This is a genomic window from Streptomyces sp. NPDC006743 (genome assembly GCF_040703815.1).
Lineage (GTDB): Bacteria > Actinomycetota > Actinomycetes > Streptomycetales > Streptomycetaceae > Streptomyces.
In genome coordinates, this window is record NZ_JBEYJA010000080.1 from 1 (window position 1) to 20512 (window position 20512).

The 20512-nt window shown below is 68.5% G+C and carries 22 protein-coding genes and 3 pseudogenes; 10 read left to right on the top strand and 15 right to left on the bottom strand.

The genetic code is table 11. The features are described from left to right. Positions 1 to 196: 196 nt before the first annotated feature. From ABZ719_RS34850 to ABZ719_RS34865, 4 genes and pseudogenes are all read right to left on the bottom strand, one after another. Positions 197 to 996 (bottom strand): annotated as a pseudogene (locus ABZ719_RS34850) (transposase); the annotation flags it as partial. Between the two features lie 127 nt (positions 997 to 1123). After that, positions 1124 to 1897 (bottom strand): SDR family oxidoreductase, encoded by a 774-nt coding sequence (locus ABZ719_RS34855; protein WP_366729176.1) that lies wholly within the window; start codon positions 1895 to 1897, stop codon positions 1124 to 1126. A 143-nt stretch (positions 1898 to 2040) separates the two neighbouring features. Continuing rightward, positions 2041 to 2799, bottom strand: coding sequence for a glucose 1-dehydrogenase (locus ABZ719_RS34860; protein ID WP_366729177.1), 759 nt, complete (start codon positions 2797 to 2799; stop codon positions 2041 to 2043). 121 nt (positions 2800 to 2920) lie between these two features. Then, a complete protein-coding gene (locus ABZ719_RS34865) occupies positions 2921 to 3187 on the bottom strand; it encodes an Atu4866 domain-containing protein (protein ID WP_366729194.1) in 267 nt (88 codons plus the stop codon). Positions 3188 to 3326: 139 nt separating this feature from the next. Here ABZ719_RS34865 and ABZ719_RS34870 point away from each other — a divergent pair, with 139 nt between their 5' ends. Then, positions 3327 to 4175, top strand: a complete 849-nt coding sequence (locus ABZ719_RS34870) for a helix-turn-helix transcriptional regulator (RefSeq protein WP_366729178.1) — start codon at positions 3327 to 3329, stop codon at positions 4173 to 4175. 385 nt (positions 4176 to 4560) lie between these two features. Here the strand turns inward: ABZ719_RS34870 and ABZ719_RS34875 are convergent. The 7 genes and pseudogenes from ABZ719_RS34875 to eda form a co-directional block, all read right to left on the bottom strand. Further along, a pseudogene (locus tag ABZ719_RS34875) lies at positions 4561 to 4762 on the bottom strand (IS256 family transposase); the annotation flags it as partial. Between the two features lie 101 nt (positions 4763 to 4863). Next, positions 4864 to 5655 (bottom strand): SDR family oxidoreductase, encoded by a 792-nt coding sequence (locus tag ABZ719_RS34880; RefSeq protein WP_366729179.1) that lies wholly within the window; start codon positions 5653 to 5655, stop codon positions 4864 to 4866. 92 nt (positions 5656 to 5747) lie between these two features. Continuing rightward, positions 5748 to 6560 carry a sugar phosphate isomerase/epimerase family protein gene (locus ABZ719_RS34885; RefSeq protein WP_366729180.1) on the bottom strand — a complete coding sequence of 271 codons (813 nt, stop codon included), beginning with the start codon at positions 6558 to 6560 and terminating at the stop codon, positions 5748 to 5750. 56 nt (positions 6561 to 6616) lie between these two features. Beyond that, positions 6617 to 8038 carry an MFS transporter gene (locus tag ABZ719_RS34890; RefSeq protein WP_366729181.1) on the bottom strand — a complete coding sequence of 474 codons (1422 nt, stop codon included), beginning with the start codon at positions 8036 to 8038 and terminating at the stop codon, positions 6617 to 6619. Between the two features lie 91 nt (positions 8039 to 8129). Further along, positions 8130 to 8927, bottom strand: a complete 798-nt coding sequence (locus ABZ719_RS34895) for an IclR family transcriptional regulator (RefSeq protein ID WP_366729182.1) — start codon at positions 8925 to 8927, stop codon at positions 8130 to 8132. 141 nt (positions 8928 to 9068) lie between these two features. Beyond that, positions 9069 to 9692, bottom strand: coding sequence for an AAA family ATPase (locus ABZ719_RS34900; protein ID WP_366729183.1), 624 nt, complete (start codon positions 9690 to 9692; stop codon positions 9069 to 9071). Beyond that, on the bottom strand, positions 9689 to 10336 hold the full coding sequence (gene eda, locus ABZ719_RS34905; RefSeq protein WP_366729184.1) for a bifunctional 4-hydroxy-2-oxoglutarate aldolase/2-dehydro-3-deoxy-phosphogluconate aldolase: 648 nt from the start codon (positions 10334 to 10336) through the stop codon (positions 9689 to 9691). The genes ABZ719_RS34900 and eda overlap by 4 nt, the downstream gene beginning before the upstream one ends. Positions 10337 to 10560: 224 nt before the next feature. Between eda and ABZ719_RS34910 the strand changes: the two genes are divergently transcribed. The 7 genes from ABZ719_RS34910 (at position 10561) to ABZ719_RS34940 (ending at position 16639) form a co-directional block, all read left to right on the top strand. Next, positions 10561 to 11511: a Gfo/Idh/MocA family oxidoreductase gene (locus ABZ719_RS34910; RefSeq protein WP_366729195.1), complete on the top strand. Its 951-nt coding sequence runs from the start codon at positions 10561 to 10563 to the stop codon at positions 11509 to 11511. Then, on the top strand, positions 11504 to 12499 hold the full coding sequence (locus tag ABZ719_RS34915) for a LacI family DNA-binding transcriptional regulator (protein WP_366729185.1): 996 nt from the start codon (positions 11504 to 11506) through the stop codon (positions 12497 to 12499). Before ABZ719_RS34910 ends, ABZ719_RS34915 begins: the two co-directional genes overlap by 8 nt. Next, positions 12496 to 13059, top strand: coding sequence for a VOC family protein (locus ABZ719_RS34920; protein WP_366729186.1), 564 nt, complete (start codon positions 12496 to 12498; stop codon positions 13057 to 13059). Before ABZ719_RS34915 ends, ABZ719_RS34920 begins: the two co-directional genes overlap by 4 nt. After that, the gene (locus tag ABZ719_RS34925; RefSeq protein WP_366729187.1) at positions 13056 to 13976 is read left to right on the top strand and encodes a sugar phosphate isomerase/epimerase; all 921 of its coding nucleotides are present in this window, start codon (positions 13056 to 13058) and stop codon (positions 13974 to 13976) included. The genes ABZ719_RS34920 and ABZ719_RS34925 overlap by 4 nt, the downstream gene beginning before the upstream one ends. Continuing rightward, a complete protein-coding gene (locus ABZ719_RS34930) occupies positions 13973 to 14953 on the top strand; it encodes a Gfo/Idh/MocA family oxidoreductase (RefSeq protein WP_366729188.1) in 981 nt (326 codons plus the stop codon). The genes ABZ719_RS34925 and ABZ719_RS34930 overlap by 4 nt, the downstream gene beginning before the upstream one ends. Continuing rightward, on the top strand, positions 14953 to 15696 hold the full coding sequence (locus tag ABZ719_RS34935; RefSeq protein WP_366729189.1) for an SDR family oxidoreductase: 744 nt from the start codon (positions 14953 to 14955) through the stop codon (positions 15694 to 15696). The genes ABZ719_RS34930 and ABZ719_RS34935 overlap by 1 nt, the downstream gene beginning before the upstream one ends. A gap of 670 nt (positions 15697 to 16366) precedes the next feature. Further along, positions 16367 to 16639 (top strand): hypothetical protein, encoded by a 273-nt coding sequence (locus ABZ719_RS34940; protein WP_366729190.1) that lies wholly within the window; start codon positions 16367 to 16369, stop codon positions 16637 to 16639. Positions 16640 to 16674: 35 nt separating this feature from the next. On the opposite strand, the gene ABZ719_RS34945 is transcribed toward ABZ719_RS34940, so the two are convergent. From ABZ719_RS34945 to ABZ719_RS34960, 4 genes are all read right to left on the bottom strand, one after another. Further along, complete coding sequence (locus tag ABZ719_RS34945) at positions 16675 to 17148, bottom strand: GNAT family N-acetyltransferase (protein ID WP_366729191.1); 474 nt, start codon at positions 17146 to 17148, stop codon at positions 16675 to 16677. Next, positions 17145 to 17663, bottom strand: a complete 519-nt coding sequence (locus ABZ719_RS34950) for a hypothetical protein (RefSeq protein ID WP_366729192.1) — start codon at positions 17661 to 17663, stop codon at positions 17145 to 17147. Before ABZ719_RS34950 ends, ABZ719_RS34945 begins: the two co-directional genes overlap by 4 nt. A 459-nt stretch (positions 17664 to 18122) precedes the next feature. Next, positions 18123 to 18674 (bottom strand): DinB family protein, encoded by a 552-nt coding sequence (locus tag ABZ719_RS34955; protein WP_366729193.1) that lies wholly within the window; start codon positions 18672 to 18674, stop codon positions 18123 to 18125. A 207-nt stretch (positions 18675 to 18881) separates the two neighbouring features. Next, positions 18882 to 19409 carry a class I SAM-dependent methyltransferase gene (locus ABZ719_RS34960; RefSeq protein WP_366729196.1) on the bottom strand — a complete coding sequence of 176 codons (528 nt, stop codon included), beginning with the start codon at positions 19407 to 19409 and terminating at the stop codon, positions 18882 to 18884. Between the two features lie 426 nt (positions 19410 to 19835). On the opposite strand from ABZ719_RS34960, the pseudogene ABZ719_RS34965 reads away from it, so the two are divergent. Both ABZ719_RS34965 and ABZ719_RS34970 read left to right on the top strand, forming a co-directional pair. Then, positions 19836 to 20000 (top strand): annotated as a pseudogene (locus tag ABZ719_RS34965) (IS1380 family transposase); the annotation flags it as partial. 186 nt (positions 20001 to 20186) lie between these two features. Next, positions 20187 to 20372, top strand: coding sequence for a DUF1737 domain-containing protein (locus ABZ719_RS34970; protein ID WP_366729197.1), 186 nt, complete (start codon positions 20187 to 20189; stop codon positions 20370 to 20372). Positions 20373 to 20512 lie beyond the last annotated feature (140 nt).

The following is a 20512-nucleotide window of genomic DNA, read 5'->3' on the forward strand; positions in this document are numbered from 1 at the left end:
GAGTACGTCCAGTACGCGGGTCATGCTCCGCCTTGCGATGCACCGCACCGGACGCCGCGAGCTTCCCGGCAAACCTTCCCGGCCACAGCACTAGCTTGATCTTTGACGTCCGGCGTCGAAGGTGCCTCGAACTTGATCACTCGGTTCGGTATCCGGCGTACGCCAGAGCGGCCTTCGTCTGAACATGTGCTCCGACCATGGTCTGGGCGTCCGGAGTGCCCCAGGGGTCGGGCTGGCCGAAGACGAACTCGCCACCGTGGCGGGGTGGACGGGGCCCATCGTGCCCGGTTGGCGGGGCGGGACGGCCCTGCGTAGGACCCGGTCCGAGCGCATCCGGGCCAGTACCTGCACGGGCAGTTCCCGCAGGAGGAGGGTCAGACGAGGTGCGTCGCATCCGGCATCCGCGATGACGAGGATGTCCGGGTCGCCGGCCTGCCACTGACCTGCCGTGATCAGTCGCTCGACCAGCTCGCGCAGTTGTCGGGCGGTGGCCGTGGCGGTGTCGTCTCCAGGTGCAAGTCGCAGCGCGTCCAGCGGCGCGGTCCACGAACTGCGGCCGGGCCCGAGGGCGCAGAGGATCGAGTAGGGCCGGCCGGGGACAGGGATGTGCTGATCCTTGCCCCGTCCGTAGGTGTGGCACAGAATCCGTTGCGGTGAGGTGTGAGCGTCCGGCCGCAGCCAGCAGGTGATGTCGATGGCCAAGACCAGCCGGCCATCGGCACGGGGAAGGGACACCGTGGCCAGGGCGCGCCGCAGCCGGGCCGCGTCCACCCGTCCACGGGCCACCGCCGCCTAAAGTCCGCCGTGACCGCGACGGTGTTCGCCCACCAATGACAGCTCGGCCAGCGACCTGACCGGCCCGTCACTGCACAGAACGGCGTCGGCCAGCTCGAACAACACCTCCGAACGAGCGGTGAGACAGGGGTAGAACTCGCCCCGGAAGCGTGACAGTTGTGTCACGGCATCTTGCCGGGTGTCGCGTTGCAGCAGACTCATCCTTGCGGCCTTCGTGCCGGACGTATGTGTTCCTTGGCCGGAGCACATGTCCAGACGAAGGCCGCTCTGGCGTACGCCGGATACCGAACCGAGTGATCAAGTTCGAGGCACCTTCGACGCCGGACGTTCAGATCGCGGTGAACCCGCCGTCAGCGGCGACCACGGCTCCCGTGACGAAACTGGAGCGGGGCGAGACGAGGAAGCACAGGACCTCGGCGATCTCCTCGGGCTGCGCCACACGTCCCAGTGGCTGCGCGGCGGCGAAGGACGCCAGGTAGGCACGGCTGTCGGGGCGGATCGTGTCGAGGAAGTCCGTCTCGATGACGCCCGCGGCCACGAGGTTGGCGCGGATGCCCAGCGGGCCGCCCTCGACGGCGAGTACCTTGGTCATTTGGGCCAGAGCGCCCTTGGACGCACTGTAGGCGACGCCCTCTGGCAGGGCGACGGTGGAGGCGTACGAACCGGTGCTGACGATGGCGCCACCGCGGCTCTTCATGGCCCGGAATGCCTCGCGGGCGCAGAAGAAGGAGCCGCGGGCGTTGACCGCCATCACGGTGTCCCAGTCCTCGGCCGTGGTCTCGGTGACGGGTTTGTTCTGGGTGCGCCCGGCATTGTTCACGAGGATGTCCAGTCCGCCGAAGGCGTCCATGGCCGTTGCGACCGCGCGACGGGCGGTCTCCTCCTGAGTGATGTCACCGCTTGTCGTGACGACGCCGGGGAACTCCGCCGCCAGGTTCGTGACGTCGGGACGGAGGTCGAGGGCGACGATCCGGGCGCCGCGGGCGTGGAGGAGCGCCACGGTCTCCCGGCCCACCCCTCGCGCGGCTCCAGTGACGAGGGCGATCTTCCCGACGAACTCGGCGGATTCGGATGGTGCGGCGGATGTGGTGGCAAAAGTCATGGTGCGGCTCCTGGAGAAGGTGGGTGCGGACGCCGGTGCAGGGCACCTGAAGTGCTGTGCAGTGGTGCGGTGAACGGACCGGGTCGGCCGCGCCACTGACGCATGCAGGGCAGGCCCCCGTGGACGTCGTACGGCTGGGTCGATCAGTGCGCGGTGAGCCCGCCGTCGACCACCAGCTCCGCGCCGGTGACGAACGAGGAGTCGTCGCAGGCCAGGAACAGGATCGCGGGCGCGATCTCGTCGGCGCGGCCGGCCCGGCGCATGGGGGTGCGCTGGATGTCCGGCTGCTGGTCGCCCTGGTCGTCCAGGAGTTCCTGGATCATCGGAGTGGCGATCACCCCGGGATGCACCGAGTTGATCCGCACTCCCCGCCGGGCGTACTCGACCGCGGCGGTCTTGCTCAGCAGGCGCACGGCCCCCTTGGACGCCTGGTAGGCCGCGGCCGCACCGCTTCCCACCAGGCCGAGCACCGACGACGTGTTGACCACCGACGCGTTGCCGCTCGCCCGCAGGAGCGGCATCGCCGCCCTCATGCCGAGCCAGGTGCCTTTCTGGTTCACGTCGATGACGCGGTCCCAGGCCTCTTCCCGCGTGTCCTCGATACCTGGCCAGTCCAGGATGCCGGCGAGGTTCACGAGCACGTCCAGCGTTCCGAAGCGGTCGCGTACGACGGTGATCACTTCGTCCCACTCCCGCGCGGAGGAGACGTCGAGGCGAGCGGCGACGACCTCGGCGCCGAGTCCCTCGATCCGGTGGGACAGTTCCCGCAGGGGGCCTTCGGCGACATCGGTGATCACCAGCCTGGCGCCTTCGCGGGCGAAGAGCTCGGCGGTCGCTGTGCCGAGGCCGCCGGTCGCGCCCGTGATCAGCGCGACCTTGCCGTCAAGTCGTTGTCCTGTCATGGATGTGGTCCTTGGTTCTCGTTGCTGCTGACTGACTGGCTGACCGCTGTGCCGGGACTTCTCGGTCAGCCGACGACGGATCCGCCCCCGGTGCCCGGGGGCGGCCGCGGCCCGGCCTCCTCTACGACGACTTCTGCTCCCGGTGGAGCACGAGGTGCTCGTGGTAGAGCACCCCGCCCCGGATGTCGCCCGTGGCGGTGAACCCGGTGTCGTCGACGTAGTCCAGGTGGCTGCCGGTCACCGTGTACCGGCCGGTGTACGCGCTGCGCCGCTCGCCGCGGGCTTCGTCGTAGCGGCCGTCCGGCAGCAACTCCTGACGGATGTGACCATCCGCGGTCACCCACATCCCGACCACGTCGACCTGGTCGTCCTCGACGGTCCCGGCCATGGCGGACTCCTCTCCTCGCATGGCGTGGTTCTTCCTGCTCCACCGAGTCTGGGCAGGTCAGCGGCCGTCAACCAGGACGCCTGCTGCCTGGGTGCGGCACACCCAGGCACCGCACCGGGCCACCGCCTAGCCTGAACACATGGACGACAACCACCTGGGAGACTTCCTGCGCACACGCCGCGACGGCCTGCGGCCGGAGGACGTCGGCATGGCGAGCTACGGGGCCCGCAGAGTCGCCGGACTGCGCCGCGAGGAGGTCGCCGTCCTGGCCGGAGTGAACGCCGACTACTACACCCGCCTGGAACAAGGCCGCGAGCGCAACCCCTCACCCCAGGTGGCCGACGCGCTCAGCCGCGCGCTGCGCCTCGACGCGGACGCACGCGCGCACTTGTACCGGCTGGCCGGGGCCACGCCGACCGACCGGCCCTTCGTCCACGCCGCCGAGCGGGTCAGCCCTTCGCTGCGGCAGCTCATGGACGGCTACCCGAACACTCCGGCGTTCGTCATGAGCCGGACCCTGGACCTCCTCGCCGTCAACGCCCTCGCCGATGCCCTCTACGCCCCGTTCACGCCGGCGGACAACTTGGCCCGCATGACCTTCCTCGATCCCGCGGGCCGCACCTTCTACGCGGACTGGGACCGGGCGGCACAGGCCACCGTCGCCAACCTGCGCGAGGCAACCGGATTCGACCCGGACAACCCACGGCTACGCGAACTCGTCCGCACCCTCACCGAGCACAGCGCGGACTTCACCGGCCTCTGGAACGCCCACACCGTCCGCGGCAAGACCCAGGACGCCAAACACCTCCTCCACCCGGACGTCGGCCCCCTCACCCTCACCTACCAGGCTTTCGACGTACGCGACGCCCCCGGCCAGCAGCTCGTCATCTACCACGCAGAACCAGGCAGCCCCAGTGCCCAGTCCCTCGATCTGCTCGGCTCCATCCACGCCACCCGGCGCCGGCCCGCCCCCCGGCCGCACCACTGACCAGCCGACGGGACAGGCAGACAGGTCGGCAGCAGCGCCCGGTCGGCTTCGCCCCCGCATGTGTCACAGGTGCTCGCTCATGAAAGAGCCCGCCCGTCCGACGACCCACCCGCGGCGATCACGCCCCGGTGCGCTGCGCCGCCGTCCGGGCACCGAGATCCTCGCCCTGCACGATCACCTCACCCGCGGCCTGGGGGAGCGGCGTGTTGGCCCGGACGTGGGCCTACACAGCCGGTGGACGCGCATCCACCCCGCATCCCACACCGGGCATCCCCCGCATCGATCGCTTCCAGCGCCTCCCTGCGCCCCTCGCTCGGCTCCCCGGCGCGGCGGGAACGCCCGCCTCCCCCTCGTTTCTGCGTGTCCACGATCACGGGGAAGCTTCATCGGTGATCTCGCACTCCAGGGCGGACTCCAGCACCCGCTTCGTCAGCTGCTGCGGCAGCCCGCCCTCCCCAGTCAGATGCAGCCCGTCGGAAGCGGGCACGGTCGAGCGTCGCGGTCAACTGCTCGTCCGACACCGCTTCCGCGGCCGACTCGACGACCGCCGCCTCCGCGGCCTCGTGCTCGGTGATGGTCTCGCTCACCAGGCGTCTCCTTGATCATCGGATCCGCCGTCTATTGGACACTCCCGAGCGAGGCGCGTAGCCGCTCATTAGCGGCTACGCCGGCCAGGTGTAGAACCCGGTCAGGACTTGGAGCTGGGTCGACCGGGAATGTGGCTGAGAATGGACTTGGAGAAGCCGCCGTCGACGCAGACATCTTGGCCCGTGACGTATCCCGCCAGCGGGCTGACAAGAAACTCGATCACGTTCGCTATATCCATCGGGTCGCCAATCTTCGACAACGGGATGATTTCTTCCCGCGCCTTCTTGACCTCGGGATCGAGGTACATCTTTTCGGTCATCTGAGTGCGAGTCATGCCCGGGGACACCACGTTCACACGGATCCCGTCAGGCGCCCATTCCAGTGCGAGCGTCTGAGCCATCATCGTGAGCGCAGCCTTGGTCGGACTGTAGGCACCCGATCCGGCATGGGGGAGCTGGCCGGACATTGAAGAGGTGAAACAGGCGGCCCCTCGGCTGTCCTTCAGGTGCGGGTAGCTTTCCTTGGCAAGTAGCCATGCTCCGCGAAGGTTGACGGAGAACATGTCGTCCCAGTCCTCGAGGGAGAGATCCTTGAGTTCGCCGGGACTGGCGATTCCGGCATTTGCCACCAGCGCGTCCAGGCCGCCGAACTCTTCGACCGCAGCGGCTACCAGCCGACCGGGCACGTCGGGGTCGCCCAGGTCTCCTGTCAACGCAATGGCTTTGCCACCCATCGCCTGGATCGACCGGACGACCTCGTCCTGCCGATCGTTCGACGTAAGGCCGGAGACCGCGACCATCGGCTTCTCGCCGCGGGCAAGCGCCGCCTCTGCGAGCCTCAGGCTTGCAGCCGCGCCGATGCCGCTGCTTCCGCCACTGACCAGTACCCTCATTGCACTCTTTCCTTGTACATTCCCAGCGGAAATTGCGGTTCGATTCCCGTCGCTTCGCCCTCGGAGTCATCCTGAACCTCGAGGCGCTGAAATCATTGTCCGATATACCAGCCCTCTTCCTTGAGGTCGCACATTGCCTTCGCGAATACCTCGAGAGTGTCCTCCTCGCGGATGATTTCGAGCACTACGTTCTCCACCCCGATTGTGTCGTGGACCGCCTTGCCCAGGCCGTTCCAATCGATCACCCCGGTGCCGATGGGGTCGTGGCCCCACGTTTCTGTACCCGTGTCGGAGATGTGCATGAGTGCAATCGATCCGTGGTGCGAACGCAGGCTCGATACGGGATCCTCCCCGATGTACGCGGCGTTCGCGACGTCGTACACGATTTTCAGCGCGTCATCGTTGACCGTGTCGACGATGTCTGCCAGCTCCTCAATCGTGGGAGCAAAGCAGTAGGGCGTGTTCTCGAAGAGGAGTCGCTTTCCGGCCCGCTTGGCCAGCGGGATCAGCTCTTCCAGGCTCTCGTGCATCCACCCGTGGACGTTCTCGAGTGAGGGGGAGATCACGGGACGCCGCGTGCCGGGGGAGATGACGACTTCCGGGACATTCCAAGCCACCGCCAGGTCGATCACCGACGCGATGTGCTCGATGCTCTTCTGGCGCATGCTGGCGGCGGGACTGGCCAGATTGATGTCGTATCCGCCGGCGTTCAGGGATCGGATTTTGGCGTCGTTCTTGTTGAGGGTTGCCAGGGATTCCGCACGTTCGGAGTCGGAGATCTCTACCGGCCAGCAATGCGGCGAGCTGATGGGGACCTCGAAGGTGTGGTACCCGTTCTGGGTCAACTCGGACATTGCATCGATGGCCGTTGTCGACCAAAGGTACGAAAAAGTGTTGATGATCATGAAATTTCCGTTCGATCTTTGAGGTGTCCTCATCACGTGCTCGGGAGCAGGGGCGGCTACGGCCGGGCCTCCTTGTGCCGTTCACGGGCTGAACCGGCGGCAGCGGACGAGTCCTCGCTCATGACGACGGCGATGGTGTCAGTCGCGGAAACGATCTTTTGCGGGGCTCGGCTGCCGGTCTCCGGGATCGTGAAGTAGACGATGAGGCACAGGGCGACGACGACGATCATGTAGATCGCCACGTACATGGGCCGTCCGGCGCCGACGAACGCGGACGCGATGAGGGGTGCGGTACCGCCGAAGACGGCGATGACGATCTGATGGGCGAATCCGATTCCGGAGACTCGGACCGAGGCGGGGAACAACTCCGCCTGGATGGTGGGGTAGACGGCTTGCCAGATTCCGAGGACCACCCATCCCGAGGCGGTGACGATGAGGTAGACATCAAAGCCGGGCACCTGCAGGAGGAGCAGCAGCGGATAGAACAGGACGATCATTCCGATGGCGCCGATGATGGGGAAGATCTTCCGGCGACCGAGACGGTCGGAGAGGTAGCCGGTGACAGGAATGACGGCAACCAGCAGGGCCAGGCCGATCGTGCTGCCCGCAAGGCTGGAGGACAGGTTTCGGCCCGAGGTGAGGTTGGCGTAGGTGGGCAGGAACGTCGCCCAGGTGTAATAGGCCACGGCTGGAGCGGACAGGGCGGCAGTCTGCAGGATCGCCTTGGGGTGTTCGCGGAGCAGCTGGAGGAGCTTCGCGGGTGCGGACTTCTGCTCGCCGTGCGTGCTGGCTTCGAACTCCGGGGACTCGTCCGAGCGGGCGCGGAGGATGAGTCCCACGATGCCGACCAGACCACCGATGACGAAGGGGATCCTCCATCCGTAGGACGCCAGGGTGTCGGCGTCGAAAGCAGAGGTGACGGCGGCTGCGGCGCCCGTCGCGGCGAGGGTTGCCAGCCCGCTGGCCACGTTGGTGAAGGAGCCGAAGAGCCCGCGCCGGTTGGCTGGAGCGTGTTCCACCATGTACGCGATGGCGCTCTGGCCCTCGGTGCCGGCGGAGACGCCCTGGAGGATGCGGGCGACGACGAACAGGATCGGTGCGAAGTAACCGATGGTCGCGTACGAGGGGGTGAACCCGATGATCAACGCGCCGAGAGCCATCCCCGAGACCCCCAGGGACAGAACGCGTCGGCGCCCGTACCGGTCGGCAAGCGGGGAGATGATGATGCCGCTCAGGGGCCGTACGACGAACCCGATGGCGTAGGTGAGGAACGAGGCGATGAGGGACGCGAACTGGGAGCCCGACGGGAAGATCTGCGCGGAGAAGACAGAGGCGAGAAGGCCGTATATGTACCAGTCGTACCACTCGACAAAGTGCCCGATGGTCCCGGCGACCAGGTTACTGGCCCGTCCCTTGGGCGGGACAGGCTCTGGGCTGTCGAGGGCGGATGTACTGGGCACGCGACGCGAGGCCGTCATCGAATTCTCCTTTGAATCTGGGCGCGAGTGGGCATCCCCACGCCTGGGCCGGGGGTCGCTGAACCTGTATGTAGAGGGGGTGTCTGGCCGCCTAGGCGGAGAGTTCCTCGTCTGCGAGGAGGTACGTGTAGCTCGGCCAGCTACGGGAGATGTCGGCCGCGGCCGCGAGCAGGGGCGGCGAGAGCTCGGCCATGCGCGCTCGGGTCATGCGTACGGAGGGGCCCGCGATGCTGATCGTCCCGGTGGCCTCCCGGCCCGGTCCGGCTCCGCGGATGGGGGCCGCCACGGCACTGATGCCGAGGTCCATCTCCTCAATCGTCGTGGCGTACCCACGGATACGGACCTCGGCGAGTTCGGCTTCGAGCGCGGATCGGTCGAGGGCGGACCTGGGGGTGACGTCGAGATGGCTCTCGTGCGCGAGCACGGTCTCGACTCGGTCCGGGGAAAGAGTGGAGAGCCACGCTTTCCCGGACGCGGTGGCGTGGGGGACCGCGTCCTGGCCCATGACGGGGTCGATGCGGAGGGAGGAGTTCGCGCCTTGGGCCTTGGCGATCCACTTCAAGGAATCGTTGGTGACTACCGCCAGGCGAACGAGCTCCTCACACTCCGCCGCGAGCGAGTCCAGGCTTCGCTGGGCCCACGTTCCCACTCCTGACGAGGACAGCTGGCGGAGTCCCAGCGCGCCGAGGCTGTGAGTGGCGAAGTAGGTGGAGGTGCGGGGGTCCTGACTTACGTAACCCGCGTCGGCCAGGGCGGCGAGGAGACGATGAACGATGGCCTTGTTGGTGCCGAGGCGCTCAGCGATGTCCGTGACGCGGCGGCCTTCGGGGTGCGGCGCCAGCAGTTCGAGCACACGCATCGCATTCACGACGCCGTCGGCCAGTGCCATGTTCTCGTCTCCTCGCCATCGTGGATCCAAGTCCGCGGGATCTGTAACGCTGTTACGAACGCTGTTACGAAACGTCACACGCGATCGCCCCAGCTGTCAAGAGTTGCCGACATCCTGATCGTCGGACCGCGAACCCGGCGGTCAGGCCCGCTGCACCAGCTCACGCAGGCGCGTGAAGGCCGACTCGTCGTCGTTCACGACGACATCGTGCTCGCCGGTGTTCCAGCGGCACTCGAGCACACCGAATCGCTCCCAATAGGCATCCCAGTCGGCGAGCTTGACCCGGTCCCGCTCGCTGCCGCGCTCGATCAGCCGCTGCCGCACGACCTCGGGCGAGGTGCGCACGTGGAGCACCCGGATACGAGCGGCGGGCCAGCTTGCACGCTCGGTCGAGCGACGCAGGAAATCGGGGTCTCCGAGGTACGCCACGAACGGTGCGTCGAGGACGACGGAGCGGCCGAGTTCCAGATTCCGACCGGCGGTCGCGAAGAGCGTCTCGTACTCGGCGGGCATGACCCTCTGGACGTACAGCTCGTTGGATTCCCGATCGGAGGGATCCTGTCCGAACGCCTCGAGGGCCACTCGCACGAGGGGTCCGGCGATCGTGTCCTTGTCGAGATAGGCCGCGCCCGTGAGGGAGCTGAGGTGTCTCGCCAGGGTCGACTTTCCTGATCCTGCCCCACCGAGCGTGATGTAGGCAACGGGCCGGGCATGCGCGTCGGGCAGGGCTTGCATGTCTGGCACGGCTTGGGCGTCGGACGTCATCGCTTCACTCGCGCGATCGCGGCCATGAACTCCTTCGCCGCCGCTGTGACCTTGCTCATGTCGCCGTCGGGGCGGCCGGCCTTGGTGATGGCGCTGCCCACTCCGACCGCCGCGACGCCCGCGGCGAACCAGTCGCCGACATTGGCGGTGGTGACGCCGCCTGCCGGAAGGATCGGGACGTGCGCGAGCGGCGCCAGGACCGCCTTGGCGTACGGGATGCCGCCGGCTTCGGTGGGGAAGAGCTTGACGATGTCCGCGCCGGCCTCGGCCGTTTCGAGGATCTCGGTCGGTGTGTAGGCGCCACTGATGGTGGCGATCTGGTAGCGGTTGGCGACGCGGATCATCTCGGGGTTGAGGTTCGGGCTGACGAGGAACTGCGCGCCGGCCTGAATGCTCGACCAGGCGGCGTGTCCGTCGAGGACGGTGCCCGCGCCGAAGACCACATCCTCACCGGCGAAGCGCTCGGTCAGGCGCTCGATCACGGTGAGGGCCCCGGGGATCGACAGGGTGATCTCGAGGGCGCGGATGCCTCCGGCGACGGCTGCCGAGGCGACCTCGAACGCCTCCTCGGCGCTGTCGAGGCGGACGATGAGGACGTTGCCGGAATCGCGGATCGTCTCCATGACGTGGAATTTCTGGAACATGGCCCTGATGGTTACACCACTTTCAAGCGCTTCGCGAGCCCCGTCCAGAAGGCGTTGACGAATCGCGGTGACGTGTTGCAACCTGGACTGCAATCGATCTCAGCAATCGTTCTCATCCCGAAGCGGCTGAGGCGCCGGGATCCTCGACCAACGCGAACGATCAATGCGAAGGAGAGTCGTCGGCGGTGGAACATTCCTCTTCGGCCCCCCGGCCCTCGGCCGTGGTGCTGGGTGCGTCCCACTGGCACGCGCCGTTGTACCGTGCCGGGCTTGCCCGACGCTTCCGTGTGACGGCAGTGCAGGACCCCGATCCCGCGGTCGCCCGGGCATTCGCCGAGCCCTTGGGCGCACCCGTCGCGGGGAGCGTCGACGAGGCTCTGGACCAGGACGGCATCGACGTGGCGTTCGTGTTCTGCCCGCACCACGAGATGCTCGAGGTCGGCCGAAAGCTCATCGGCCGCGGCATCCCGTTCGTGATCGAGAAGCCCGCCGGTGCGAACCTGGACGACCTTCGGGCGATCGAGGCGGAGGCGCGCTCGGCCGCCGTGCCGGCGACCGTGGCGCTCGTCCAGCGCGGTGCACCGATCGACACGTGGCTGCGACAGGCCGGCGACATCGTCTACGAACGGATGGCGTTCGTCGCGGGTCCGCCCTCGCGGTACCGGAGCAACGGCAACCCGTGGATGCTCGAACCCGGCCTCTCGGGCGGCGGCAGCCTGATGAACCTCGGCCCGCACTTCGTCGACCTGGCGATCCGTCACCTCGGACACCCCGTCGACGTGGTCCAGAAGCTCTCCACCACGCTGCACGGCGAGGCGGTCGACGACCACTCCACGATGATCCTGACCACCGGCACGGGCCGCGAGGCGATCGTCGAGGTCGGCTACGCGTTCCCCGACTCGCCGCTGAAGCGGTACTGCAGCTTCACCGCGGCCGGGTCCCATGGGTTCGCCACCGTCGACACCAACGGGGACGCGACATTCACCGACCAGTCCGGTGTCACCAAGAGCGCCGTCCTGGAAGTCGACAGCGACCCGCTGTACGACGTGTTCGTCACCGGCGTCGCCGACACGCTGACGACCGGGTTCGCGGGCATGCCGACGCTCGCCGAGCTTCTGACCACGATGGAGCTCATCTGGTCGCCGCACCCGGATGGGACGGCGCGTCGTGGCTGAGGTGAGCATCGACGACGTCGCCAAGGCGGCCGGCGTGCACCGTTCGACCGTGTCGCGCGCCTTCTCGAAGCCGGATGCCGTGCGGGCGGCGACCCGGGAACATGTGTTGCGTGTCGCAGCAGAGCTCGGGTACTCGATGAACCCCCTCGCGCAGGCTCTCCGCCGCGGCTCGAGCAACCTCGTCCCGCTGATCGTTCCGGATCTGACGAACCCGTTCTTCGCCGAGCTGGCGCGCACGACCGCCGCCGCCGCCGAAGCACGCGGCTACCAGCTGATGCTCTGCATCACCAACGGCGACGCCGGGCAGACCGCCGACCACGTGAGCGCGATGCACTCCATGTACTCGCCCTTCGGCATCGTCGCCCCCTCGACCCGCGTCAACCTCGAGGCGCTGCGCCGGTACGCGTTCCAGAACCGGGTCGTGGTCATCGACCGGGTCGAGGACGACCCGACCGTGCCCACCGTCACCGTCGACAGCGTCCGCGGCATCGACCTCGCCTTCGACCACCTCCTTGGTCTCGGGCACTCGAACATCGCCTACGCCCCGGGCATCGTCGGCACGTACACCGCCCAGGACCGCTGGGACGCCTACCACCACGCCGCCGAGCGTCACGCCATCCCACCCGTCGTCCTCGAGGCGGCGCCCGGCGCCGAACCGGGGCCGGCGCTCGTGGACCGCTGGATGCGGGAACCGAACCGCCCGACAGCGGTGATCGCCTCCAACGACCTCATCGCGTTCGCCATGATCTCCGAGCTCGGCTCGCGTGGGCTGACCGTGCCCGCCGACCTGTCGGTGATCGGCTTCGACGGCCTCGACCTCGGCGCCCAGTTCAACCCCCGGTTGACCAGCGTCCGACAACCCATCACCGACCTCGGACGGATCGCCATCGAACTCGGCGAGGCACTCATCGCCGGCGGGCCGCCCGAACACGTCGTGCTCGAGCCATCACTTCTCATCCGCTCCTCCACCCAGGAACAGCGTTCATGAATCCGAACCCCGGCCGCCTTCCCGGTCTGCAATACGTGGACCACGTGGCCTTCACCGTCCCCGACCTCGACGACGCCACCCGCCTGTTCACCGTCCTTTTCGGCGCCGAGGAGCTCTATCGCTCCACCCGCGGACCCGATGCGGCGGTCATGCCGGAGCACTTCGGCGTGCCCGCGGACGCACACCTGGAGCTGTGCATGCTCCGGCTGCCGCCGAACCTGAACGTCGAGCTGTTCCAGTGGTGGAGCGAGGACCGCTCACCCGTGTTCCCGCGCGCCAGCGACGCGGGCGGGCACCACCTCTGCTTCGTCGTCGACGACGTGGACGACGTCGTCGACGCGATCGCCGACCTCCGGGGCATCGAGATCCTCGGTGCACGCAAGGAGGTCGCCGGCGACAGCCCCGCTGTCGCCGGGAACCGCTGGGTGTACGCCCGCACCTCCTGGGGGCTCATCCTCGAGTTCGTCGACCGCTCGCGCGTCGTCGACCCGCCACGTCTCGTCGGCCCCCACGACTGGCACACCCACTCGATCTCGAAGACCTCGGAGACACCCTCGTGAAGATCGCCGGCCACACTCTCGGCACCCCCGACCACACCGTCCCCGAGGCGCTCGAACTCTTCGCCCGAGCCGGCCTGGATGCCGCCGAGGTGATCTACCAGGACGACTACACGAGCGGTCTGCCCATCGGCGATGCCGCGGCAGCGGCGGAAGCGGTACGCGTCGCCGACGGCGAAGGCATCTCCATCATCGGGCTCACCCCATACACGACCGCGATCAACGCGACCGACGAGCACATACGCGCAGCAGCCGTCGACGAACTGCGATCGGCCATCGACATCGCCCACGCGATCGGCGCGAACCGCATCCGCGTCTACTCCGGCGCATGGCAGCCGGACGGGAAGGACCACGCCGCGCACTGGGCACAGCTCGTCCGCTCGTTCCAGGAGCTCTCCGCCCCAGCGGCGGACGCAGGCGTCGTGCTCTGCGCCGAGAACCACTTCGGCACCATGACGCAGACCGCGCGCGACACCGCCGAGCTCATCCGCGCGGTCGACTCGCCCGCCGTCCGCGTCCTCTACGACCAGGCGAACCTCACCTTCACCCACGACGAGGACTTCGAGGACGCCTTCGCCGTCCAGGGCGATCTCATCGGCCACGTGCACGTCAAGGACCTTGTCTTCAAGGACCCGAACGCCCCGTTCGTCGCGTCCGAGACGGCGCGCGTGCACGCCGAGGAGCGCGCCGTCATGTCGCGCGTCGTCGGCGACGGCATCCTCGCCTGGTCGAGCATCCTCCGGCGCCTGCGCGAAGTCGGCTACGACGACGTGCTCTCGCTCGAATACGAGTACCGGTGGCATCCACAGGATCTGGAAGCCCCGGAGATCGGATTCCGGCGCGGCGCCGAGCACCTCCGTACCTTGCTGCGGCAGCTCGATGCCGAGGCGGCCGGCCAGAAGGCCGAGGTCCGCCCGTGACCGCGCTCCGAGTCGGCGTGGTGGGCGCCGGCAACATCGCCAGTATCGCGCAACTGCCCACCCTCGTTCAGCGCGACGACGTCGAGCTGCGCGCCCTGGTGTCACGACGCGAGGACCCGAGCCAGCTGCAGCGTCGGTGGGGGTTCGCGCACGTTTACCGCACGGTCGACGCGATGCTCGACGCCGAAGAGCTCGACGCCGTCTTCGTGCTCACTCCCCGCTCCGAGCACGTCGCGGCCGTCGAGATGGCCCTCCGTGCCGGCATCGACGTGTTCTGCGAGAAGCCCCTCGCCACCTCGACCTCCGACTCGGTCCGCCTCGCGGAACTCGCCGACGAGCACGGCCGCATCCTGATGGTCGGCCTGAACCGGCGGTTCGCGCCCGTGTACGTCGCCGCGCGGGAGGCGTTCGGCGCGGCCGGAGCGTCGTTCTGCGTCGCGCAGAAGAACCGCGCCGGCTCCGAGTACCGGGCCACGTTCGAGAACGCCATCCACATGGTGGACCTCCTCCGCTGGTTCTGCGGCGGAGACGTCGTCGAGGTCACCAGCGCGGCGGCCGGAACCGACCCCTGGGAAGAGGACGGCACAGCCGCCCTCATCCGGTTCTCGACCGGGAACACGGGCCTGCTGGTCGCGGCCCGAACTGCCGGCGCGTGGGGCGAAAAACTCGACGCCTACGGGCAGATGCGCTCGGCGGAGGTCATCGCTCCCGACACCGTCGCGGTGACGGCGGACGGCGCCCGCACCGTCCGGTCGATGAGCCCGGAGGCGTTCGGCTGGGCGACCGCGACCGAGACCTTCGGCTTCGCCGACGCGGTCCGCCACTTCCTCGACCGCGTTCAGGACCGGCAGCAGCCGCTGACCTCCGGATGGGAAGCGGTCAAGACCCAGCAGCTACTCGACAAGATCCTCGCGGTGGCGGGTCTGCCCACCGAGGAGCAGGAGGGACGCACGTGGTCCAGCAAAGCAGCAAAGTAATGCCGCAGCCCCAGGTAGCCCTGGTCACCGGCTCCAGCGGCGGCATCGGCGCGGCCGTCGTCGACGCGCTGCGGGCGCGCGGGGACATCGTCGTCGGGGCCGACCTCGCACCGCTCGAAGGCCAGGACCTCGCCGGCTTCGCCGAGCTCGACGTCACCGACGAGCAGCAGACCACCGTAGTGGTGCGCCGCACCGTCGCCGAGCACGGCCGCATCGACGTCCTCGTCCACGCCGCGGGGGTGCTGGGCGGCACCCCCGCTCCGCTGGAGACCACGACCGAGGAGTTCGAGCGCACCATGCGCATCAACGCCACGGGCACGTTCACCATCACGCGCGAGGTCGCGAACCTCATGCGGGGCAGCGGCACGAAGGGCACGATTCTGCTGCTGTCATCGGTCGCGGCCAAGGAAGCACGGGTCGACTACCTGCCGTACAATGCCAGCAAGATCGCCGTGCTGCACATCATGTGGTCGATGGCGAAGATCCTCGGACCGGATGGGATCTCGGTCAACGCCGTCAACCCCGGACCGGTGAACACACCGATGTGGTCACAGCTCGCCGACCAGTCCGGCTCCGCGCAGGCAGCACGCGACGCACGCGCCGCACAACTCCCCATGCGCCGCTTCGCCGAACCGACCGAGGTCGCCAACGCGATCGGCTTCCTCACGGACCCGGTCAACCGGTACATCACCGGCGTCTCACTCGACGTCGCCGGTGGAGCGCATCTCGGTATGGGGTCCTGATCGAAAACAGTTTGGGCCGGGGCGTTGGTGGTGGGTGAGGAATCTGGTGAGGGACGCGCGGCATCTGTCGCCGCCGGTGCAGGAAGCCTTGCGGTCACGGGCGGTGGCCGCGTCGACCGAGGACGAGCACCTCAACGCCCACCACAACCCGATGCACGCCTTCAAACGCTTTGCCCGCCGGGCCCCCTACCAGCCGAAGGAACCCCGGCGAACCCCGCGCGACATCCCCGACCAGGCATTTGACGAACTGTTCGCGGCCCTGCCCTCGCACCGCCACCGCGCGCTGGTCGCCTTCTACAAGGCTGCGGCTCTACCAGCAGCAGATCCGCCCGCAGGCCCTCGACGGGCCGGAGGAACCACTGTGGTGGACCCTCCGGCGCCCGATCAGGCCGCTGACCTACGACGCGGGGTGTTCACTCGGGCCGACGAGACCCTGGGCACGAACTGGACCCTGCATCTTGCGGCACAGCGCGGCCAAACGCATGGTGCGCGACCCCAAGCTCTCGCTCACCGACGTCCAGCGGGTCCTTGGCCATCTCCACATCAGCACCACGGAGCAGTACCTCGAACCCGCTGAGGACGAGGCCGTCACGCACGTGCCGGCCCACCACCCCCGGCAGGCTGCGGAGCCCGTCAAACCTGTGATGCCCGCTCCGGGCTACCGTCCGCGATGGACCTCACCGCCCGCCACCCGTGCACCGGCGAGTTGCTGTCCACGGTGAAGTTCATGGTGCAGGCCCTCGCCGCCGGCGAACTCCAACTCGACCTCCAGCGCGAGCTGACCTACGACGGGCTGCGGGCCGCCGAGGCCAAGGGCAGCAAGGGCGGGCGCCGTCCCGCCCTCGCGGGCGGGACGGTCGCCGGCGTACGCACCGCGTACCTGGAAGGCCGGTCCATCGCCGCCCTCGCCCGAACGGGTGCTCGGTGTTCCGTTCAATGGTAGGCAGCCGCAGCCAGGGTGTGCTTCGAGGACTTCAGTCAGGTCCGCTTGGGCACTGTGAGGCTGTAACGGAGTTTCGCCTTGGAGTCCGCGCCGAGGCGGTCGTAAAAACGAACGGCCCCTTCGTTCCAGGCCGGGGTCTGCCACTGGATCTCAGTGAGGCCGAGGGCGCGTGCCTCTGCCGTCACGGCATCCATGAGCAGTGCGCCGATGCCTGAGCCCCGGCTGTCGGAGTTCAGGAAGAGGCAGTCCATGTGGAGGTATTCGCGGCCTTCCCAGGTGGAGAGTTCGGGCGTGCAGGTGGCGTAGCCGACGACCTCTCCGTCAGGCAGCTCTGCTACCAGGCAGCGCAGCCGTGGTGTCGGCGTGGCGAAAAGCAGGGCTTTGAGTCGATGCGCGAGGTCGGGAGCAGGGGGCGGGGCTTGTTCGTAGGCGGCGTGCTCGGCAGCGAGTTCGGCGATCCGAGACAGATCGTCGGGGCGGGCATGCCGCACGTTGGGGGAACTGTTCACCGGACGCCGCCCGTCAGGGTGTCCGCACCCCAGGCGGCTAGGCGGTTGGGGATCGGGCTGCTGCTGTCGAGGACATGCCGTGAGAATGCGTCGCGTTCGTGGGCCAGGATGGCGGCTTCCCAGACACAGGGGGCAAGGCCGGTGCGGCCCGGGCGGAGCCGTTCGGGGTGCCCGGCCGGTCCGGTGAAGATGGCCAGGTCGGACATGTACCCCTCGATCCAGCTGTGGACCAGGACGTAGTCGCCGTCGCCGCCGACGTGCATGATCAGGACAGCGAGTCCGAGCGACCCCCGGGTGCGCCCGAGTTGGAGGTGTGCCGCTGTGAGCCGTAGGGCGGCGGCGATGTCCTGCTCCGTCACGGTACGCCCTGGCGCCTGAAGGGCGTAGGTCTTCACCAGGTGGCCCCCGGCCTCTCGGGTGCCTGTAGCCCGTGCGGTGCGCTCGTGGTGCCCCTGGGCCAGGGTTAGCAGTGCTTCCGTGTCCACTGCCGTCGGCAGTTCCTCGCGATCACTCATGCGTCCATCATGCAGTGCGCGTCCTCGACCGGGTCGGGTCTCCCGGCTGACTCAAGAACAGTCGTCGGAGGCTGACTGAAAGCATCCGGTGCATATGTTCACCACAGCGGCCATGTCCGGCCCGAGTAGACGCCGTCTTCCATGGCGTCCAGGGCGCTGGAGAGGTGGCAACACTTCTCGTCCGGGCTGGCGCTCGCACGCCCCCGCCGCGACTCGGCGTGGGCGACGGCATCGAGCCCTCGGTCGATGTCACCGCGCCACCCCGGTGCTGCCGTGGCTGATCAGCGCCACGGTGGACGCTCCTCCAGCAGCCGAGAGGCCGCGGCGCCGCTCAGGAGGATGCCCGGCGGCACCAGGGCGACAAGTGCCCTGCTGATCCCGCGCAGTCCTCGCCACCGCCGCCTCCCCCGGACGCCTCGGCCGACGGCGCTCGGCAGCGCCGGCCGGGCTGTCCGGGCTTCACAGGCCGACCGCTCCGTCGATGCGCTCGCGGAGCAGGTCGGCGTGGCCGTTGTGGCGGGCGTACTCCTCGATCATGTGGAGGAGTATCCAGCGCAGCGACACCGTTCCGCGCCAGGAGTCGTCGCCCTCGACGTCCAGGTCGGGGGCCTCGGTGACGAACTGCTCGGCGAACGCCACCTCGGTCCGCCAAGCCTCCCACGCCGCTGCCAAGAGCCCCGGGGCGTCCGTGACGCCGTCGAGGTCCCCGTCGGGGTCGGCCGCCGAGGAGAACAGAGCGGGGGCGTCCTGTCCGGCCAGTACCCGGCGCAACCAGCGGCGTTCCGCATCGGCGAGGTGCCGGACCAGGCCGAGCAGCGAGAGCGTGGACGGCTCCCCGGACCGCAGGGACAGCTCGGGGCCCAGTCCGGAGCACTTCAGCTCCAGCGTGGCGCGCTGGGCGCCCAAAACGTCGATGAGCATGCGCCGTTGGTCGCCGGTCGTAGGGCCGGTGAACCCGCGACCGTTCTCGGCGCTGCGGAACAGACCGCCTCTTCTGGTGGGTTCGCTCATGGCCGCCCTTCAGCTCGTGCCGGTTCGGGCGGCGGTGACCGCCACGGTCGCGTACCGCAACGTGAACCTGCCGCCCGTCGCATCGATAGCCGTCCCCTACGCCGTCCAGCGCCGCGGCCAGCCTGTCCGGCGGGAGCCGGGTGAAGGCGCCCTGGGCGGGCTTCTGGTCAAGCCATGCGTCGCGGGTGTAGGTCCTTCCCAGTCGTATCACCACTGCGCGGGTTCTCGCCGTACCCGCCCGCCTTCCTGATCGCGTCGGCGGCCTTGATGAACAGCCTGACAGGCGTCCGGGATCTTCCGGGTCATCGCTTCGAAGCCGAAGGGCGCGTCGGGCATCACGCGTCGGCAGGTCCGGGCGACTGCTTCCGCCAGCTCGGGCGGCATCTGGAAGACGTTCCAGAAAGCTGCCAGCCGACTGCCGGGCCGGAGGAACTGCGCAGTCTTGGCCGCTCCTGCGGCCGGGTCGATCCAGTGCCAGGCCGTCGCCGAGACGACCGCGTCGAACTCGCGGCCGACCGGCTCCCAGGCTTCGGATGTGGCCACGGCGGCCTCGGCACTGAGCCGACCCGCCACCTCGACCACCCGATGGTCCGGCTCAATTGCGAGGACCCGGCAGCCGGCCGCCTGGAACTGGCGGGCGGCGATATCGGTTCCGCAGCCGACGTCGAGGATGTCGCGGCCGGGGGCGGCGGAGACGACCGGGCCACCAGGGCGTCGGGGTAGCGGGGCCGAAATAGGAGGTCACTGAGACACTGGAGGCTGCTACCGGACGGAGCCAGGTAGTGCGGTCCGGTTGCGTACAGCCGAGGTCAAATCCTGCACGAACCGCAGTGCGGCGGCTTTCGACAGGTTGTGGAGGCGTGGCGGACGAGTGCCGAAGCGGTGGGCAGTGTCATAACCGCCGCGGTGGCTCTCACCACACTGGCAGCACGCCGTACCGGGTTACCCGACCCGATCCTTGTGGTGGTGTGCGGAAGGATCATCGCTGTCATCCCCGGCCTTCCCAGCGTCGCCGTCCCCCCTCGTTTCTGCTGCTCGTGATGTTGCCACCCTTGCTGTTCTGGCACGGTGGTGGATGCCTGCGCGACACCCGTACCGGCGACGGTCACCGAGCCCGTCCGCCGCGCGATGCGCTCGGTGCCCGACCGCCTCTGGCATCCCGCCGCGGACCAGGACGGGACGCTGCGTGATGGCGCAGAGGTTGCCGAGCTGACCGGCATAGTCGATCTGGACGGCTACCCGGCCGACACCCGCATCATCGTGCGCCGCGAGCGGCAATTCCCCGGAGCACAGCTGTCCCTGTTCGATCAGGACGAGGGCCTGCGACATCAGGTGTTCCTCACCGGCACCCCGTACTCCGGTGGTGGCTCCGCCCAGTTGCTCGAGGTCCGCCACCGCGGGCATGCCACAGTCGAGGACCACAGCCGGTGCGGTAACGACCTTGGGAGCGATTGGCCTGGGAAGTCTGGTCGCCTGGCTCGGTGGACGGGTGCGCATGAGATCCTTCTCTTCATGAGTACACCACCAGACGGACTGCCTATCTACCGAGTCTTGACCGGCCCGGACGACGCCGCGTTCTGCCATCGTGTGAGCGAAGCGATAGCTCTTGGCTACGAACTGCACGAAGGCCCTGCGGTCACTTTCAACGGTGAGAGGGTCATCGTCGCCCAAGCGGTGGTATGGCCAGCACAGTCGTAGGACTTGTGGTCACGGTCTGCCCGTGACACAAGAAGGACCGTACGGGTTACTGAGGTTGAACTCGTGATGTCGTGGAGTTGCTCAGGCGGGCCTGATGGTCAGGCCGGTCTCGGTGAGGCAGCCGTCTATGAGGTGACTGC

What these genes read in the sequence shown, in the direction of transcription:
- eda (WP_366729184.1), bottom strand. Translation starts at nt 10,336, where the DNA reads ATGTTCCAGAAATTCCACGTCATGGAGACGATCCGCGATTCCGGCAAC.
- ABZ719_RS34900 (WP_366729183.1), bottom strand. Translation starts at nt 9,692, where the DNA reads ATGACGTCCGACGCCCAAGCCGTGCCAGACATGCAAGCCCTGCCCGAC.
- ABZ719_RS34885 (WP_366729180.1), bottom strand. Translation starts at nt 6,560, where the DNA reads ATGATCATCAACACTTTTTCGTACCTTTGGTCGACAACGGCCATCGAT.
- ABZ719_RS34935 (WP_366729189.1), top strand. Translation starts at nt 14,953, where the DNA reads ATGCCGCAGCCCCAGGTAGCCCTGGTCACCGGCTCCAGCGGCGGCATC.
- ABZ719_RS34950 (WP_366729192.1), bottom strand. Translation starts at nt 17,663, where the DNA reads ATGAGTGATCGCGAGGAACTGCCGACGGCAGTGGACACGGAAGCACTG.
- ABZ719_RS34870 (WP_366729178.1), top strand. Translation starts at nt 3,327, where the DNA reads ATGGACGACAACCACCTGGGAGACTTCCTGCGCACACGCCGCGACGGC.
- ABZ719_RS34860 (WP_366729177.1), bottom strand. Translation starts at nt 2,799, where the DNA reads ATGACAGGACAACGACTTGACGGCAAGGTCGCGCTGATCACGGGCGCG.
- ABZ719_RS34920 (WP_366729186.1), top strand. Translation starts at nt 12,496, where the DNA reads ATGAATCCGAACCCCGGCCGCCTTCCCGGTCTGCAATACGTGGACCAC.
- ABZ719_RS34855 (WP_366729176.1), bottom strand. Translation starts at nt 1,897, where the DNA reads ATGACTTTTGCCACCACATCCGCCGCACCATCCGAATCCGCCGAGTTC.
- ABZ719_RS34970 (WP_366729197.1), top strand. Translation starts at nt 20,187, where the DNA reads ATGAGTACACCACCAGACGGACTGCCTATCTACCGAGTCTTGACCGGC.
- ABZ719_RS34865 (WP_366729194.1), bottom strand. Translation starts at nt 3,187, where the DNA reads ATGGCCGGGACCGTCGAGGACGACCAGGTCGACGTGGTCGGGATGTGG.
- ABZ719_RS34895 (WP_366729182.1), bottom strand. Translation starts at nt 8,927, where the DNA reads ATGGCACTGGCCGACGGCGTCGTGAATGCGATGCGTGTGCTCGAACTG.
- ABZ719_RS34890 (WP_366729181.1), bottom strand. Translation starts at nt 8,038, where the DNA reads ATGACGGCCTCGCGTCGCGTGCCCAGTACATCCGCCCTCGACAGCCCA.
- ABZ719_RS34955 (WP_366729193.1), bottom strand. Translation starts at nt 18,674, where the DNA reads ATGAGCGAACCCACCAGAAGAGGCGGTCTGTTCCGCAGCGCCGAGAAC.
- ABZ719_RS34880 (WP_366729179.1), bottom strand. Translation starts at nt 5,655, where the DNA reads ATGAGGGTACTGGTCAGTGGCGGAAGCAGCGGCATCGGCGCGGCTGCA.
- ABZ719_RS34940 (WP_366729190.1), top strand. Translation starts at nt 16,367, where the DNA reads ATGGACCTCACCGCCCGCCACCCGTGCACCGGCGAGTTGCTGTCCACG.